This window comes from Pseudomonas syringae group sp. J309-1, assembly GCF_032582135.1.
GTDB lineage: Bacteria > Pseudomonadota > Gammaproteobacteria > Pseudomonadales > Pseudomonadaceae > Aquipseudomonas > Aquipseudomonas quasicaspiana.
This window is the reverse complement of the sequence record NZ_JAWHNU010000039.1, coordinates 1-15,969: the sequence shown is the minus strand read 5'-3', so window position 1 is coordinate 15,969 and position 15,969 is coordinate 1. Positions and strand designations below refer to the sequence as shown.

General features: G+C 58.9%; 11 protein-coding genes. 6 read left to right on the top strand and 5 right to left on the bottom strand.

Annotated features, from left to right (window positions below; all coding sequences use genetic code 11):
- Nucleotides 1-190: 190 nt before the first annotated feature.
- Together hppD and maiA are read right to left on the bottom strand one after the other, a co-directional pair.
- Nucleotides 191-1,279 (bottom strand): 4-hydroxyphenylpyruvate dioxygenase, encoded by a 1,089-nt coding sequence (gene hppD / locus RX972_RS19380; RefSeq protein WP_316877651.1) that lies wholly within the window; start codon nucleotides 1,277-1,279, stop codon nucleotides 191-193.
- Nucleotides 1,280-1,422: 143 nt separating this feature from the next.
- Nucleotides 1,423-2,061 (bottom strand): maleylacetoacetate isomerase, encoded by a 639-nt coding sequence (gene maiA / locus RX972_RS19375; RefSeq protein ID WP_316877668.1) that lies wholly within the window; start codon nucleotides 2,059-2,061, stop codon nucleotides 1,423-1,425.
- 199 nt (nucleotides 2,062-2,260) lie between these two features.
- Here maiA and glcD point away from each other — a divergent pair, with 199 nt between their 5' ends.
- Genes glcD through RX972_RS19355 form a run of 4 tightly spaced genes read left to right on the top strand, consistent with a single transcriptional unit; the run spans nucleotide 2,261 to nucleotide 6,507 of the window.
- Nucleotides 2,261-3,760 carry a glycolate oxidase subunit GlcD gene (glcD, locus tag RX972_RS19370; protein WP_316877650.1) on the top strand — a complete coding sequence of 500 codons (1,500 nt, stop codon included), beginning with the start codon at nucleotides 2,261-2,263 and terminating at the stop codon, nucleotides 3,758-3,760.
- Nucleotides 3,760-4,836, top strand: a complete 1,077-nt coding sequence (glcE, locus tag RX972_RS19365) for a glycolate oxidase subunit GlcE (RefSeq protein WP_122396505.1) — start codon at nucleotides 3,760-3,762, stop codon at nucleotides 4,834-4,836. The genes glcD and glcE overlap by 1 nt, the downstream gene beginning before the upstream one ends.
- Before the next feature lie 2 nt (nucleotides 4,837-4,838).
- A complete protein-coding gene (gene glcF / locus RX972_RS19360) occupies nucleotides 4,839-6,065 on the top strand; it encodes a glycolate oxidase subunit GlcF (RefSeq protein ID WP_316877649.1) in 1,227 nt (408 codons plus the stop codon).
- A 34-nt stretch (nucleotides 6,066-6,099) separates the two neighbouring features.
- The gene (locus tag RX972_RS19355; RefSeq protein WP_122396503.1) at nucleotides 6,100-6,507 is read left to right on the top strand and encodes a heme-binding protein; all 408 of its coding nucleotides are present in this window, start codon (nucleotides 6,100-6,102) and stop codon (nucleotides 6,505-6,507) included.
- Between the two features lie 359 nt (nucleotides 6,508-6,866).
- On the opposite strand, the gene RX972_RS19350 is transcribed toward RX972_RS19355, so the two are convergent.
- Nucleotides 6,867-9,083: a TonB-dependent siderophore receptor gene (locus RX972_RS19350; protein ID WP_316877648.1), complete on the bottom strand. Its 2,217-nt coding sequence runs from the start codon at nucleotides 9,081-9,083 to the stop codon at nucleotides 6,867-6,869.
- 257 nt (nucleotides 9,084-9,340) lie between these two features.
- Here RX972_RS19350 and pssA point away from each other — a divergent pair, with 257 nt between their 5' ends.
- Both pssA and RX972_RS19340 read left to right on the top strand, forming a co-directional pair.
- Complete coding sequence (pssA, locus tag RX972_RS19345; RefSeq protein WP_099270030.1) at nucleotides 9,341-10,684, top strand: CDP-diacylglycerol--serine O-phosphatidyltransferase; 1,344 nt, start codon at nucleotides 9,341-9,343, stop codon at nucleotides 10,682-10,684.
- Between the two features lie 18 nt (nucleotides 10,685-10,702).
- Entirely contained in the window at nucleotides 10,703-11,338 is a 636-nt protein-coding gene (locus RX972_RS19340) for a TetR family transcriptional regulator (protein ID WP_231677189.1), read from the top strand.
- A 334-nt stretch (nucleotides 11,339-11,672) separates the two neighbouring features.
- Here RX972_RS19340 and RX972_RS19335 read toward each other — a convergent pair whose 3' ends face one another.
- Nucleotides 11,673-15,236 carry a molybdopterin cofactor-binding domain-containing protein gene (locus RX972_RS19335; RefSeq protein WP_316877647.1) on the bottom strand — a complete coding sequence of 1,188 codons (3,564 nt, stop codon included), beginning with the start codon at nucleotides 15,234-15,236 and terminating at the stop codon, nucleotides 11,673-11,675.
- Nucleotides 15,233-15,736 (bottom strand): (2Fe-2S)-binding protein, encoded by a 504-nt coding sequence (locus RX972_RS19330; protein WP_049826991.1) that lies wholly within the window; start codon nucleotides 15,734-15,736, stop codon nucleotides 15,233-15,235. The genes RX972_RS19335 and RX972_RS19330 overlap by 4 nt, the downstream gene beginning before the upstream one ends.
- Nucleotides 15,737-15,969 lie beyond the last annotated feature (233 nt).

Sequence of the window (15,969 nt, the reverse complement as noted above, 5' to 3'; positions counted from 1 at the left end):
GCTCGCGATGACTTGGTAACCCAATGCCAGAAAAGCAAAGCTTCCAGAGGACCGCATTTCAACTCAAGAAAGGTCCAAATGCGTTCCCCCTGTGGGAGCTGAGCTTGCTCGCGATGGCTTGATAACCCAATCTCAAGTAAGCAAAGCTTTCACAGTTAAAACGCATTCCAGTTCTGCTTCTGAGCTAACCCTACTCCACCGGCAAAACCCCACGCTTGATCTGATCGCGCTCGATCGACTCGAACAGCGCCTTGAAATTACCCTCGCCGAACCCGTCATCGCCCTTGCGCTGGATGAACTCGAAGAACACCGGGCCCATCAGGGTTTCGGAGAATATCTGCAGCAGTAAACGCCGCTCGCCACCATCAGAAGAACCATCCAGCAAAATGCCCCGGCTTTTCAGTTCGGCCTCTGGCTCGCCATGATTGGGCAGGCGGCCTTCGAGCATTTCGTAATAGGTTTCCGGGGGGGCGGTCATGAAGCGCATGCCGATGGCTTTCAGCGCATCCCAGCTTTTGATCAGGTCGTCGGTGAAGAACGCCACGTGCTGGATGCCCTCCCCGTTGAACTTCATCAGAAACTCTTCGATCTGCCCTGCCCCTTTCGACGACTCCTCGTTCAGCGGAATGCGGATCATGCCGTCCGGCGCAGTCATGGCCTTGGAGGTCAGGCCGGTGTATTCACCCTTGATGTCGAAGTAGCGAATCTCGCGGAAGTTGAACAGCTTCTCGTAGAAATTCGCCCAATAAGCCATACGTCCGCGATAGACGTTATGGGTCAGGTGATCGATAAACTTCAGGCCTGCGCCCACCGGGTGACGATCCACGCCTTCGATGAAGTTGAAATCGATGTCATAGATCGAAGTGCCTTCGCCAAAGCGGTCGATCAGGTACAGCGGCGCACCGCCAATGCCTTTGATCGCTGGCAGGCGCAGCTCCATTGGCCCGGTGGCGATTTCCACCGGCTGAGCGCCAAGGTCAAGCGCACGTTGGTAGGCAACATGAGAGTCCTTGACGCGGAACGCCATGCCGCACACCGACGGCCCATGCTCGGCGGCAAAGTAAGAGGCCGGGCTGTTGGGTTCATTGTTGAGGATGATGTTGATGTCGCCCTGGCGATACAGCACCACATCTTTGGAGCGATGCACCGCTACCTTGGTGAAGCCCATGATCTGAAACACAGGTTCAAGGGTATTGGGCGTCGGCGAAGCGAACTCGATGAACTCAAAGCCCATCAGGCCCATTGGGTTTTCATATAAATCGGCGTGTAAATCAGCCATGGTCTGGCTCCTTGCTGGAAAGTGAATTAGCGTTTTTTCAACGTCACTTTCCAGCGGGCGGCGCGCAGGGGATGCCGCGCACGCTACGCGCCAGGAAATCACCAAAGATCAGTTGCAGGCCAAGAATTTTCATAAAGGACAGACTACTCCGGCTTGTCCGGTTGCGCATCGGGATGCGCCGCCTGAAATGCCCAATGGTCCAGTGCAAGCTTTTCAACCCGCAGGATGCGTGGGTACGGCGTCAGATCGACATTAAAGCGTCGGGCGGCGTAGATTTGCGGCAGCAGATACACATCGGCCACGCTTGGGCGTTCCTTCTCAAAACAGTATCCCTGCTCGCCAATCATCCGCTCCACTGCCGCGAGACCTTCGCTGATCCAGTGGCAGATCCAGTGACTGACCTCATATTCGCCAAGCCCCAGCGCGCGCAAGTGGTTCTGTACCGACACGTTGTGCAGTGGATGAATATCACAGGCGATCAGCGACGCAACAGCCCGCTGCCGGGCACGCAGCTCGATATCCGAAGACAGCAACGGGCGCTCGGGATACCGCTCTTCGAGGTATTCGATGATCGCTGTAGATTGAGTGATGACGACGCTATGGGCAGTGCGCAATGCAGGCACGCGACCTTGCGGGTTTATAGCCCGGTATTCAGGTTTGCGATGCTCACCGCCATCGTGGATCAGGTTGACCGGGATCGCGGTGTAATTCAGCCCTTTCAACGCCAACGCAATTCGCACCCGGTAACTGGATGTCGAACGGTAATAGGTGAACAGATCCAGCGGCTGGGTCATTTTTATTATTCTTCGTAATCGCTTTACGTAATGCGTAAATTGCGGGATTACCCCGCAGCTGTCAATCGCGCCTCAGACTAAAGGCCGAGTCGAAACCATGGACAGATCCGCCCGGAACCCTTAATGATGCATGCTGCCTGATGTCCCAAGACTGCCCTATAAAAACAACACAGGGTCACGAAGCATCATGAACATCCTCTACGACGAACGCGTCGATGGCGTGCTGCCGGTTGTCGACAAGCAACAATTGCTGGCTGAGCTGCAACGCCAGTTGCCGGACCTGGACATCCTCCATCGTCCGGAAGAACTGCGCCCGTACGAGTGCGACGGGTTATCGGCGTATCGCACCACGCCCATGCTGGTGGCCCTGCCCCGGCACCTTGAAGAAGTGCAGCCCCTGCTGAAAATCTGTCACCAGCGCCACGTCCCCGTGGTCGCTCGCGGCGCGGGTACGGGTTTGTCAGGTGGCGCGCTGCCACTGGAAAAGGGCCTGCTGCTGGTCATGGCGCGCTTCAATAAAATCCTCGAAATTGATCCCGCCGCACGCCTCGCCAGGGTGCAGCCCGGCGTGCGTAATCTGGCGATTTCTCAAGCAACTGCGCCTTACGAGCTGTACTACGCGCCTGATCCGTCGTCGCAAATTGCCTGCTCTATCGGCGGCAACGTCGCGGAAAACGCGGGCGGTGTGCACTGCCTGAAATACGGTCTGACCGTGCACAACCTGCTCAAGGTGGAAATACTCACCGTCGAGGGCGAACAGCTGACACTGGGTTCCGATGCACTGGACTCACCGGGTTTTGACCTGCTCGCGCTGTTCACCGGTTCGGAAGGCATGCTCGGCATCATTACCGAAGTCACGGTCAAGCTGCTGCCCAAACCTCAGGTGGCGAAAGTGCTGCTGGCAGCGTTCGATTCCGTGGAAAAAGCCGGGCGCGCCGTGGCTGACATCATTGCTGCGGGGATTATTCCCGGTGGCCTGGAGATGATGGACAACCTGGCAATTCGTGCCGCTGAAGACTTCATTCATGCCGGTTATCCAGTGGACGCCGAAGCGATTCTGCTCTGTGAACTGGACGGGGTTGAGGCCGACGTGCATGACGACTGCGAACGGGTTCGCGAGGTGCTGACCAAGGCCGGTGCGACGGAACTGCGTCAGGCCAAAGATGAAGCCGAGCGCGTGCGCTTCTGGGCCGGTCGCAAGAATGCCTTCCCGGCAGTCGGCCGACTGTCGCCGGATTATTACTGCATGGATGGCACCATCCCGCGTCGGGAGTTGCCCGGCGTGCTGCAGGGTATTTCGGCCTTGTCCGAGGAATACGGCCTCCGAGTCGCCAACGTTTTCCATGCCGGTGACGGCAACATGCATCCGTTGATCCTGTTTGATGCCAACCAGCCCGGCGAACTGGAGCGTGCAGAGGCGCTAGGCGGCAAGATTCTTGAACTCTGCGTGAAAGTCGGCGGCAGCATCACCGGCGAGCACGGGGTGGGTCGCGAGAAAATCAATCAAATGTGTGCCCAGTTCAACAGCGACGAGCTGACGTTGTTTCATGCCGTGAAAGCCGCGTTCGATCCCGGCGGCATGCTCAACCCCGGCAAGAACATCCCGACCCTGCACCGCTGTGCCGAATTCGGTGCGATGCATGTGCACATGGGCAAGCTGCCCTTCCCTGAACTGGAGCGCTTCTGATGATTGCCGATCCGCTTCTTCAGCCGCCGGACAACGACGCCAGCGCCGCCCTGCTGGAGCAGGTCAATCAAGCCCTGCAAACGGCGACCCCGCTACGAATCCAGGGTGGCAACAGCAAAGCATTTCTCGGACGCGAAGTGGCCGGGGAAATACTTGATACGCGAGCACACAGCGGCATCGTCAGCTACGACCCTACTGAGCTGGTGATCACCGCCCGCGCCGGAACGCCAATGCAAGAACTGTGTGCGGCGCTGGATGCTGCCGGACAAATGTTGCCTTGCGAGCCGCCGCATTTTGGCGAAGCCACTGTCGGCGGCATGGTCGCGTCCGGGCTATCCGGGCCACGCCGTCCCTGGTCTGGATCGGTACGGGATTTTGTGCTGGGTACCCGAGTAATCACAGGCCTGGGCAAACATTTGCGCTTTGGCGGCGAGGTCATGAAGAACGTCGCCGGTTACGACCTGTCACGCCTGATGGCGGGCAGTTTCGGCTGCCTGGGTGTACTGACCGAAGTCTCTCTGAAGGTCCTGCCCAAACCACGCTTGTGCAGCAGCATCGCACTGGAAATGGACAGTGCTCGCGCCTTGGCACGCTTGGCGGAATGGGGTCAGCAGCCTCTACCCATCAGCGCCGCCAGTTTTGAAAGTGGCGTGTTGCGCCTGCGTCTGGAAGGCGGTGAAGGCTCGGTGGCGGCCGCCCATGAGCGGCTGGGCGGCGAACGCATCGACCCAAGCTATTGGCATGAACTGAACGAACATCAACTGGATTTTTTTTCCAGCGGCTTACCGTTGTGGCGCCTGTCACTGCCCAACAACACCGGCGTATTGGATGTGCCCGGCGAACAATTGATCGATTGGGCCGGAGCCCAACGCTGGCTGAAATCCGATGCCGACGGTGCAGTCATTCGCGCCACGGCCAGTGCCGCTGGCGGTCATGCCATCTGCTACAGCCATGGTTTGCAAGACAGCCCGTTCCAGCCGCTGCCCGCGCCCCTGTTGCGCTACCACCGCCAGCTCAAGGCCCAACTCGATCCCCACGGAGTGTTCAATCCGGGGCGGATGTACGCGGAGATCTGACCATGCAGACCACCCTGAGCGACCACGCCCGACAACTGCCCCGCGCCGAAGAAGCCGAAAGCATTCTGCGCAGCTGCGTGCACTGCGGATTTTGCAACGCGACCTGCCCGACTTATCAACTGCTCGGCGATGAACTGGACGGCCCTCGCGGGCGCATCTATCTGATCAAGCAGGTGCTGGAAGGCAACGAAGTCACCGAAAAAACCCAACTGCATCTGGACCGTTGCCTGTCGTGCCGCAATTGCGAAACCACCTGCCCGTCCGGTGTCGACTATCACAACCTGCTGGACATCGGCCGCGCCGTGGTAGACGCCGCTGTGCCCCGCTCACTGGGCCAGCGGGCTCTGCGCGAAGGTCTGCGCAATGTGCTGCCCAACGCCGGGCTATTCAAATCGCTGACTCAACTGGGTACGACATTCCGTCCGCTGTTGCCGGACGGCTTGAAAGCGAAATTGCCGACCCACATTGTTCAGCCCAAAGCACGTCCAGCCGTACGGCACGCACACAAAGTGCTGATGCTTGAAGGCTGCGTGCAACCCGGTTTGTCACCCAATACCAACGCCGCCACGGCGCGTGTGCTGGATCGCCTTGGGATCAGCGTCACACCCATCGCTCAGGCCGGTTGCTGTGGTGCGCTGGACTATCATCTGGATGCTCAGGCCGCCGGCCTGGATCGCGCCCGGCGCAACATTGACGCCTGGTGGCCAGACATCGAAAACGGCGCGGCGGCCATCGTTCAGACCGCCAGCGGTTGCGGCGCTTTCGTCAAGGATTACGGACACCTGCTAAGTGGCGATCCGGCATATGCCGCCAAGGCGCAGCGGGTCAGCGCGTTAGCCAAAGATCTGGTTGAGGTAATGCGCGATGCGCCGCTGGAAAACCTCGATATTCGCAGCGATCTGCGCCTGGCCTTCCACTGCCCCTGCACCTTGCAACATGCGCAGAAACTCGGCGGTACGGTGGAAAGTGTATTGTTGCGCCTGGGCTTCAATCTGACCGCAGTGCCCGACAGCCATCTATGCTGTGGCTCGGCAGGTACTTACTCGATCACACAACCGGTTCTGTCCCGCCAACTGCGCGACAACAAAATGAACGCGCTGGAAAGCGGCAAACCGGACGTGATCGCCACGGCGAACATCGGTTGCCAGACGCATCTGTCCGGAGCAGGTCGAACCACGGTTCGGCACTGGATCGAACTGGTTGACGACGCTTTGCAGCCCATTGTTTAAAAGCCCCCCTTAACAAAAACTCGTGGAGTATTCGATGAAAACCAAAGCTGTGCTGACCCAGACCGAAGTGACTCAAATTCTTGCTGCGGCTCGCCAAGACGCCATCAGCAACAACTGGCCCGTGTCCATCGCCGTGGTCGACGACGGCGGCCATCTGCTGGGTTTCGAACGTCTTGACGGCGCTTCGCCCATCAGCAGCTACATCGGCATCGAAAAGGCCCGCACCGCTGCTTTAGGCCGTCGTGAATCGAAAAGCTACGAAGAGTCGGTCAACGGCGGGCGCACCGCATTTCTTTCCGCACCACTGCTCACCTCGCTGGAAGGCGGCGTGCCAGTGATAGTCGATGGCGAGGTGATTGGTGCAGTCGGTGTATCGGGTGTTCAGGCGGCGCAGGACGCGCAAGTTGCAAAAGCCGGTGTTGCGGCGGTGAATGCGGGGTAAGCATCGCTTGTCGCGAGCCTGGGATCTGTGGGAGCAGAGCTTGCTCGCGATGAAGACGGCCGGGTTCAACTGGAAAAACGCAGCGTCTGCATCGCGAGCAAGCTCGGCTCCCACAGGTTGCCTGGCTCACGTTGGGTACATCAGGCTGGCGTTAGAAATAGACGACGTTTTCAACGTTGGCGCGCAGAGTAATGTCTTTCTCCGATACGTTGAATTATGGCGAGCGAGCCGTCTGTGGCAGCAGAGCTTGCTCGCGATGAAGGCGACCGGGTCCAACTGAAGAACGCAGCGTCTGCATCGCGAGCAAGCTCGGCTCCCACAGGGGTTGCCGGTCTATGCTGGGTGTATCAGGCAGCGCTTTAGAAATCGACAGTGCCCGAGAACTTTATGGTGCGTGGCTCACCTTGGGCCAGGTAGCCGTTGTAAGAAGACGCCCAGTAGTCTTTGTTGGCAACGTTCTCAACGTTGGCACGCAGGGTGATGTCCTTCTCTGACACGTTGAATTTGTAACGTGCCCCCAGATCAAACCGGTTCCAGGTTGGAATCGTCAGGTTGTTCGTCGCATCGACGTACTGACCACCGGTACGCAACATACGGGCATTCAAGGCCGCACCTTCAATACCCGGGATATCCCAGTCAGCGCTGGCATTGAACTGGAAGGTTGGAACACCAACAGCATTGTTGCCGTCGTTAGTGCCGTTCTGGGTATTTTTCAGTTCAGTGTCCATCAGCGTCAAACCCGCAATCAGACGGAGACCAGCAACGGGCTCACCGAAGATATTGGTCTCGACGCCACGATTGATCTGTTTGCCGTCGACGACAAAAGTGTTTCCTTGCAGATAACCATCGGCGACTTTTTCGATTCGGTATACGCCAAGGCTCGCACCGTAGGTACCCATGTCGACTTTGACACCGGCTTCCAGCTGCTTGGAGCGGGCGGGTGCGAAGACTTCGCCGCGGTTTGTTGCTGTACCCGGGGCAGTATCACCTTCAGCCAACCCTTCGATGCGGTTCGCGTAGAGCGCTACGTGCTCCCAGGGCTTGAACACAATCCCGTAGACCGGGGTGGTGATGGATTCGTTGTAATAAGCGTTACGCGAACCATCTGCGCCGGTGTCTACCCCGCCGAAAGTACTGCCCTTGTAGTCGTAACCCTGAACCAGCAGCGACTGGCGACGTACTCCATATGTCAGCAATAGACGATCGTCCATGAAACCCAGCGTGTCAGAAATCGCGATACTGCGGTTACGGGTTTTACCCGTTACACCTGGATCGTTTACATCCCCACCCGTCATACCACCCAATGGAGGCAAAGGTGCAGAGACTGGATTGTAGATATTGCTGGTGTAGGCGCCACCGACGTTGAAGTCATAAGCGTTGCGTTGTTGTGTCCAGATTCCCGCAATACCCACGTTAAGCTTGTGGCTCACTGGCCCGGTTTGCAGCTTGCCGTTGATCCCGGCCATAGTCGACACGTTGTCCTCATCGTGAGGAATAAATGAGCTGCCAACGCTGAAGTTACCCAGGTTATCACTCAGAGTCGGCGTACCGTAGGTACCTACTTCACGAGTGTGCTTGGCACCTGCTGCAGCATATACCGTCCAGCTTTCATTGAGGTCGTACTCGCCGCGCAACATGCCGAAAGTGTCTTCGGTTTCGGTCGAATACCAGCTTGGCGAATAGTTGGTGTCGGCATCCGGGGCGCCAGGTATCTGTGTCACGCCGCTCCCAATCCGCAAGGTATTGCGACCTTGGTTAATGCGTTGTTTCTGGTAGGCGATATCACCCGAAAGACGCAGATCTTCACCACGATAATCCAGCCCCAGCGAGAAAAGTTTGCTGCGGTGTTTTTCATCTTCAATACCGGTTTCACCTTCGCGCTGGGCAACGTTCACGCGGGCACCAAAGCGATTGTCCTCGCCGAAACGCTGCCCTAGATCCAGATGCTCACCGATGCGGCCGTCAGTACTGATGTCGGTGGTAAAACGACGAGTCGGGGTGTCTTGCGCACGCTTTGGTTGAAGGTTAACCCCGCCGCCGATGCCGGAACCAGTTGGGGTCACACCGTTAACAAATGCGTTCGGGCCCTTGAACAGCTCCACTCGCTCCAGCGCATCGGTAGAAATCACCTGGCGGGGCAACACACCGTAAAGGCCGTTATAGGAGATATCGTCGCCGTTGAGCGGCAACCCCCGTATAACAAACACTTGGGCAGAGTTACCAAACCCAAACGACTGCCGTACCGACGAGTCATTAGCCAATACATCCCCAATGTCCTCAGCCTGCTGATCCTCAATCAACTGCTCGGTATAGCTGCTCATGGTGAACGGCACGTCCATGATGTCAGCATTGCCCAGCACACCCAACTGACCGCCCCGGGCTACCTGACCGCCCGCATAAACTGGCGGAAGAGCGTGCTCGTCAGTCTTTTGCGCATTGATATCCGTTTCCCCCAATACGACCGTGCCTGACTGCGTCGTCGTGGCTTCGGCAGCCAGTAAAGGGAAGCTGAGCGAACAGCAGAGAGCAAGCAAGGTTAAGCGGTAGGGAACCTGCTGAGGGGCGAAAGTGCGCATGATGTGTCCTGAGGGCTTGGGTATGGATGGCATCCGGGTCCTACCTGGAAGTGGCCGCCATCGTATGGATGCGAAATGCTACCAGTTGTGACTGCGAATGTTTATCACTCTCGTGACTATTTGTGAAAAAAATGTCAATCGAAGGGTTTTGCCTCAAAAACCAACGGATTCAGTCAAGCGCCGAAACATCTTTCGCGGCTAAAGCGGCTTCTACGGTGTAAGCTCGTGGGCTGTTGGTTTAACCCCACGAGAGGCTTATGCGGTCCAACTTCCGTCGTTCTACCCTTGCCGCGTTGCGCGGGTTTACCCTGCCTGGCGATGCAATCACGATTCTGCCTTCTGCTGCCGATTACCGTCGTTGCCTGCTGGAAAAGATCGCTACGGCGACCCGGCGGATCTATGTGATCGCCTTGTATTTGCAGCAGGATGAAGCCGGTCAGGAAATCCTCGATGCGCTGTATGCCGCCAAAGCTGCGAGGCCGGAACTGGACGTGGTTGTGCTGGTGGACTGGTTCAGGGCCCAGCGTGGCCTGATCGGTGCCGGACGGCAGTTGGGTAATGCGGCCTGGTATCAGGCGCAACATCTGGAGTACGACCAGGAAGTGCCGGTGTATGGCGTTCCGGTGCAGACCCGCGAGCTGTTCGGCGTCCTGCATTTGAAAGGCAGCGTGATCGATGACTGCGTGATCTACAGCGGCGCCAGCATCAACAATGTCTATCTGCACAAGCTCGACAAGTATCGTCTGGATCGCTATCACGTTCTGAGCAGCAAAGAGCTGGCAGACTCGTTCCAGGACATGGTGCAGCGTGAGATTCTGCCGTCACACGCGGTGCATCGTCTGGACCTGCCGTCGCCGCCGACTTCCCGCAGCTTGCGCAGTGAGATTCGCACCTTCCGTAATCACCTCAAACGCGCCACTTACGACACCCATCAGGGCGAGCGTGAGAACGGCGAGTTGCGAGTGATTCCGCTGCTGGGTGTTGGTCCGCGCAATGCGCTGAACCGCACGATTGTCGAGTTGATTGCCGCTGCCAAAACCCGTCTGACTATTTGCACGCCTTATTTCAACGTGCCGCTGTCCATCAAGCGCGAAATCAATCGTGCCCTCAAGCGTGGCGTGACGGTGGACATCATTATCGGCGACAAGACTGCCAACGACTTTTTCATCCCCGCCGACGAGCCGTTCAAGGTCATTTCCGCCCTGCCCTATCTCTACGAGATCAGCCTGCGACGGTTTGCCCAGAAGCACCAGAACGCTATCGCTCGTCACAAGCTGAATCTGCATCTGTGGAAGGATGGCGACAACACGTTCCACCTCAAAGGCATGTGGATCGATGATCGTTATACCTTGCTGACCGGCAATAACTTAAACCCGCGTGCGTTCAATCTGGACCTGGAAAACGGTCTGCTGATCGACGATCCCAAAGGTCAGTGGATCGCCCCGCGGGAAGCTGAAGTCGAGCATTTGATGCGTAATACCCAGCGCGTCGGCAAGTACGATGAGCTGGATACCCTTAACGATTATCCGGATGCCGTGCGCACCTTTCTGCGGCGGGTGAGCAGGGTTCGTGCCGAGCGTTTGCTCTATCGCATCCTCTGACGGACAAGGGACCAGCGCGTGAACAAGAAAACCGGCGTCAGGGCGCAACAGGCCGACCAGACTCGCGCCCGCATCCTCAAGGCGGCGATCAAGGTGTTCACGCGTGATGGTTATTCCGGTGGGAGGATCGAGCAGATTTCCAGTGAGGCCGAGTCAAATGACCGGATGCTTTATTACTACTTCGGCAGCAAGGAAAAGCTCTTCGTGCGGGTGCTGGAACACACCTACGAGCAGTTCAACCATGCTGAAAGCCTGCTGAAACTGGATCCGTCTACACCCGAGCAGACCTTGCGCGAACTGGTGGCGTTTGTCTGGGGTTACTACGTCGAGCACCCGGAATTCGTCGCCATCCTGAGCATTGAAAACCTGCACAAGGGCAAGCACGCCAAACAGTCCAGCGAGTTACGCAGGCTGTCCGGTGAAGCGGTCGATGTACTGCGGCCGATCATCGAAGCGGGTCAGCAGCAAGGCGTGTTTCGCCAGGATCTGGACATCAAGCATGTGTACCTGATGATCGCCTCGCTTTGTTATTTCTATAACTCCAACCAGCACACCCTGACCTCATTCCTCGGTCATGACCTGGCGCAGCCGAGTGAGCAAGCTGACTGGCTGCGTTTCATCAGTGATCTGGTAGTGCGTGGCGTGCAAGCTTAACGACCTGTTGGAGCGAGGCTTGCCCGCGAACGAAGCGCCGAGTGACAACAGGCATACCGCGTCATCGTTCTTCGCGGGCAAGCCTCGCTCCCACAGGAAAGAACTTCGCGTTTGATCTGAAAACCTGGATTCGCCCGTAAAAGTGCCTACGTTGTCCGGCAGGTCTTTCGCTGCGGTTCATCAGTGATCTGGTAGTGCGTGGCGTGCAAGCTTAACGACCTGCTGGAGCGAGGCTTGCCCGCGAACGAAGCGCCGAGTGACAACAGGCGTACCGCGTCATCGTTCTTCGCGGGCAAGCCTCGCTCCCACAGGAATGAGTGCTTGCGCAAAAAACTCAATGCGTCCCCGGATTCGCCCTCAAGTGCGCGACTTTCTCCGACAGGCCCTGCCACTGCGTTTCGTTCGGCGCAAAACGATTGCGCAGGTAGGCGGTCAGGTCGCTGATCTGCGTGTCAGACAAGCTGTCCTTGAACCCAGGCATATAACCCAGATCCGGCGTTGCTGGCGTGGGGATGCCTTGCAGGATGACCTTGATCAGGTTGTCTGGCAGCGCACTGTGCACGTTGGTGTTGCTGCCCAGTGAAGGGCTGACGCCGAACAGTGTCGGCCCGCTTCCATCCGCATGACAGCCCTGACATGAGCCTTCGAAAACCCGCCTGCCATTGCCTAACGCCAACTGCGAAAGGCTCGGCTGCGCAACCGCTTCCGGAGCCGGAGCCGCTTGCGCCACACCGTCCAGCGACGTCAGGTACACCGCCATTGCGCGGATATCAGCCTTGGGCAGTTTCGACAGCTCGCTGACCACCGGCCCCATAGGTCCTGTCGCCACCCCGTGAGCATCGGAATAACCACTGCTCAAATAGTTGAACAACTGGTCTTCAGTCCATGGTGTCGGCGCTTTCGACAGGCCATTCAATGCTGGCGCTTCCCAGCCATCGACCATGCCGCCCGCCAGGAACGAAGCCCCGCCCTTCTCTGCGCCTAACGCATTGCGCGGCGAATGACAGGCCGCGCAATGTCCCAGGCCGTTGACCAGATACGCGCCGCGATTCCATTGCGCGCTTTGCTGCGGTTGCACCTGGATTTCGCCCTTGCGCAAGAACAGGGCATTCCAGCCCGCCATCAACGGGCGCAGGTTGAACGGGAACTGCATGTCATTGGCCCTGGCCGGTTGGCTGACCGGCTCCTGGGCCATCAGGTAGGCATACAGCGCCTGCATGTCGGCGTCGTTGATATTACGAAAGGCGGTATAGGGAAATGCTGGGTACAGATGCTTGCCATCACGACTGATGCCCTCGCGCATGGCGCGCTCGAACGCCGGATACGACCAGTTGCCAATGCCGGTCTTCGGGTCTGGAGTGATGTTGCTGCTGTACAGCGTGCCGAACGGCGTATCCATCGCCAGACCGCCGGCATTGGTCGCGCCACCCGGTGCGGTGTGGCACACCGCGCAGTCGCCCACGGCTGCCAGCAAACGTCCACGCTCCAGGGTTGCCGCTGACCAGGTGCCCGCAGCAGGCGGTGTGATCGGGGCAATTTCCGCGCGCCAGGGCAAAGCAGTTGCCGCGACACCGAGAATCGCGCCGAACGCCGCGAACAATGAACCGAATAACCATTTCGAGCGTTTGGCTTTTGGCGATTGCGGCGGATTACTGCTGGCCTCCTCCCCCGCGCCCTTGAGCGCTGCCAGGACCCGCTCGGCGGTGATCGGCAATTCACGAAAGCGAATCCCGGTGGCGTCGTAGATCGCATTGGCAATCGCCGCCGCACTGGGTACAGCAGCCGACTCCCCGGCACCCAGCGGAGGCTCGCTCTGGCGCGGCATCATCAGCACATCGACTTTCGGCACCTGCGGGAACGTCAGGATCGGATAGCCGCCCCACTCCTTGCTGCTCACGGTGGACTCTTCGAAGGTCACCTGCTCCTTGAGCACCCGGCTGGTGGACTGAATCACGTTGCCGTGAATCTGGTGCTGGACGCCTGCCGGGTTGATCATCATGCCCGCGTCATGGCCGATGACCACGCGGGTCACCGAAACATCGCCGGTCAGCTTGTCCACCGCCACATCGGCGACCCAGGCGGCCCATGCCGCGCCAAAGCCGGGGAACTTGCTGTGAATGTAACGCGCATAAGCGAAGCCACGGCCGCGCAGCACGTTGTCCTGCTCCGGGGTCTGCATGGGCTCGGTACGCGGCGTCCATTCGGCGCGCGCGGCCGTGGCACGGACCAGTTCGGCGGCGCGTTCGTCATGCAGGTAACGCAGGCGATATTCCACCGGATCTACCCCGGCAGCGAACGCCAACTCGTCGATATAGGACTCATGAGCGAAGGTATTTGGCAGCGCCGACACGCCGCGCATCCATGACGCCCGGACGATGGGCGACATGTCATTAATGGTGACGCGCATGTGCTCGAAATCATACGGAGGGATCGACGTGCGGTCGCCCATTTCGAACATCGCTGCCACCGGTTCAACCCGCCCCGTGAGCAGTAGCGCGAGTGTGGGCGCACCGTTGGACGGGTAACTGCTGGCAAAGTCGTAACCGGCGACGCTGCCGTCAGCGTTGACGCCGCCATCGACTTCCATCAGCTGCGCAGTACCTTTGGGCTCCCAGACATGCTCCTGCTCGCGGGTCAGTTGCACCCGCACTGGCAAGCCCACCGCCCGAGAAAGCAACACGGCATCGGCGCACACATCATCGGCGCAGTTACGCCCGTAGCAACCGGCTGCTTCCATGCGGATGATTTCGATGCGTTCTTCCGGACACTCCAGCAGCCAGGCCAGATCAGCGCGCAGCAAATGCGGGTTCTGGGTACCGGACCAGACCCGAATACCCTCTTCGTGATAATCCGCCAGACCACAGGACGGGCCAATGGAACCATGAATCTGATAAGGCCACAGGTAAGTACGCGGCATGCGCTGACTGGCCTGATCGAGAGCAGTTTCAATGTCGCCCTTGTCCAGCACCACGCGCTGCACGCTGGGGTTATCACGAATCGCCTGGGCAACGTCGCTCATGTCCGGCAGCTTGTGGTTCCAGGCTTTCCAGGTGACTTTCAGTGCCTGCGCGGCCTTGGCTACCTGCTCTTCGCGCATGGCCACTACGCCGACGAAATCGCGGATCACCACCACGCGAACAATGCCCGGAATGTGCGCAATGGAAGACTCATCGACTTCCAGCAGGCTGTTGCCGACGAAGTCGCCGCTGTCGAGCCCGGCGTAAGGCGGACGCACGACCCGGCCGTGGAGCATGTCAGGCAGTCGCATGTCATGCACGTAGGTCAGTTCGCCAGTGGCTTTGGCGGGAATGTCCACCCGGGCGGCGTCTTTGCCGACGATTCGGTAGTCCTCGACCGGCTTGAGCGGCGCAGTACCGGTGATGCTCAGTTCGACATGCTCACCCGCCACCAGCTCGGCAAAGCTCAGCTGGCGGCCATCAGCCGCGATGATGACTCCCGCATTGATGACCAGCGTCTCAAGCGCCACCTCCATGCGCTCAGCGGCGCGCTGTAGCAGATAACGCCGGGCTTCGGCAGCGGCGTTGCGCAGTGGAATCGCGGATATCTGCAACGTAGCGCTGGCAATGGTCGCCCCCTGATTGGGCGCGCTGGCGGTGTCGCCGAGGATCATGCTGACCTGCCCCGGTTCGACATCCAGTTCCTCGGCGACGATCTGTGCCAGCGAGGTGCGAATCCCGGTGCCCAAATCCACATGCCCGTTGAACGCGTAGACCTGACTTTCATCAGTGACGGCGATGAACAGCGCCAGCTCCATGGGCTTCACGACTGGCACGCCACCTTTGGCGACAGGACCGGACGGCGGCTGGATATTATCGACGATCAGCAGAGCGCCGGTCTTGCTCATGAGTTGATCGCGAGTCAGCAAGGTCTGGGTCATGGCAACGTCCGTTCAGACTTCTGGCGGGCGGCACGCAGCACCGCACGGAGGATTTCAATGTGGGTGCCGCAACGGCAGAGGTTGGCCGACAGCTCGTTACGAATCTGCGCTTCGCTGGGATTAGGGATGCGATCAAGCAGGGCTTTGGCGGTCATGATCATGCCGTTCATGCAATAGCCGCATTGCGCGGCCTGCTCATCGATGAACGCCTGTTGCACCGGATGCGGACACTCGCGACTGCCGATGCCTTCCAGCGTGGTGATCTCCCGACCTTGAGCGCCACTCACCGGAAATACGCACGAGCGCGCTGCGAGGCCATCGATGATCACCGTACAAGCACCGCACTCGCCCAGGCCGCAGCCATATTTGGGGCCGTTGAGGTGCAGGTCATTGCGTAACACCAGTAACAACGGCGTATCGGCCATGGCCGTGACCTCAGCGGTCTGCCCATTGACCTTGAGCGTCATGGTCTTTTCCAGCGCCAGCGCTTGCTCACTCATGCCTGCTCCGTTACCCCGAGACCACCCAGGGTATTTGATGAAGTGTTTACTTCATGAAATGAGAGCAGGAAGCGTGCCAGCCAAAAGCCTCAGGGGAGCACTATTCCTGTAGGAGCTGCCGAAGGCTGCGAAAGCGGTGTGTCCTGGGAAGGGTTTTCGCAGCCTTCGGCAGCTCCTTGTATGTTGCTCCTGCACCAAGGAGAAGGGTTAGTCTCTAAGGTGTGACATACGAG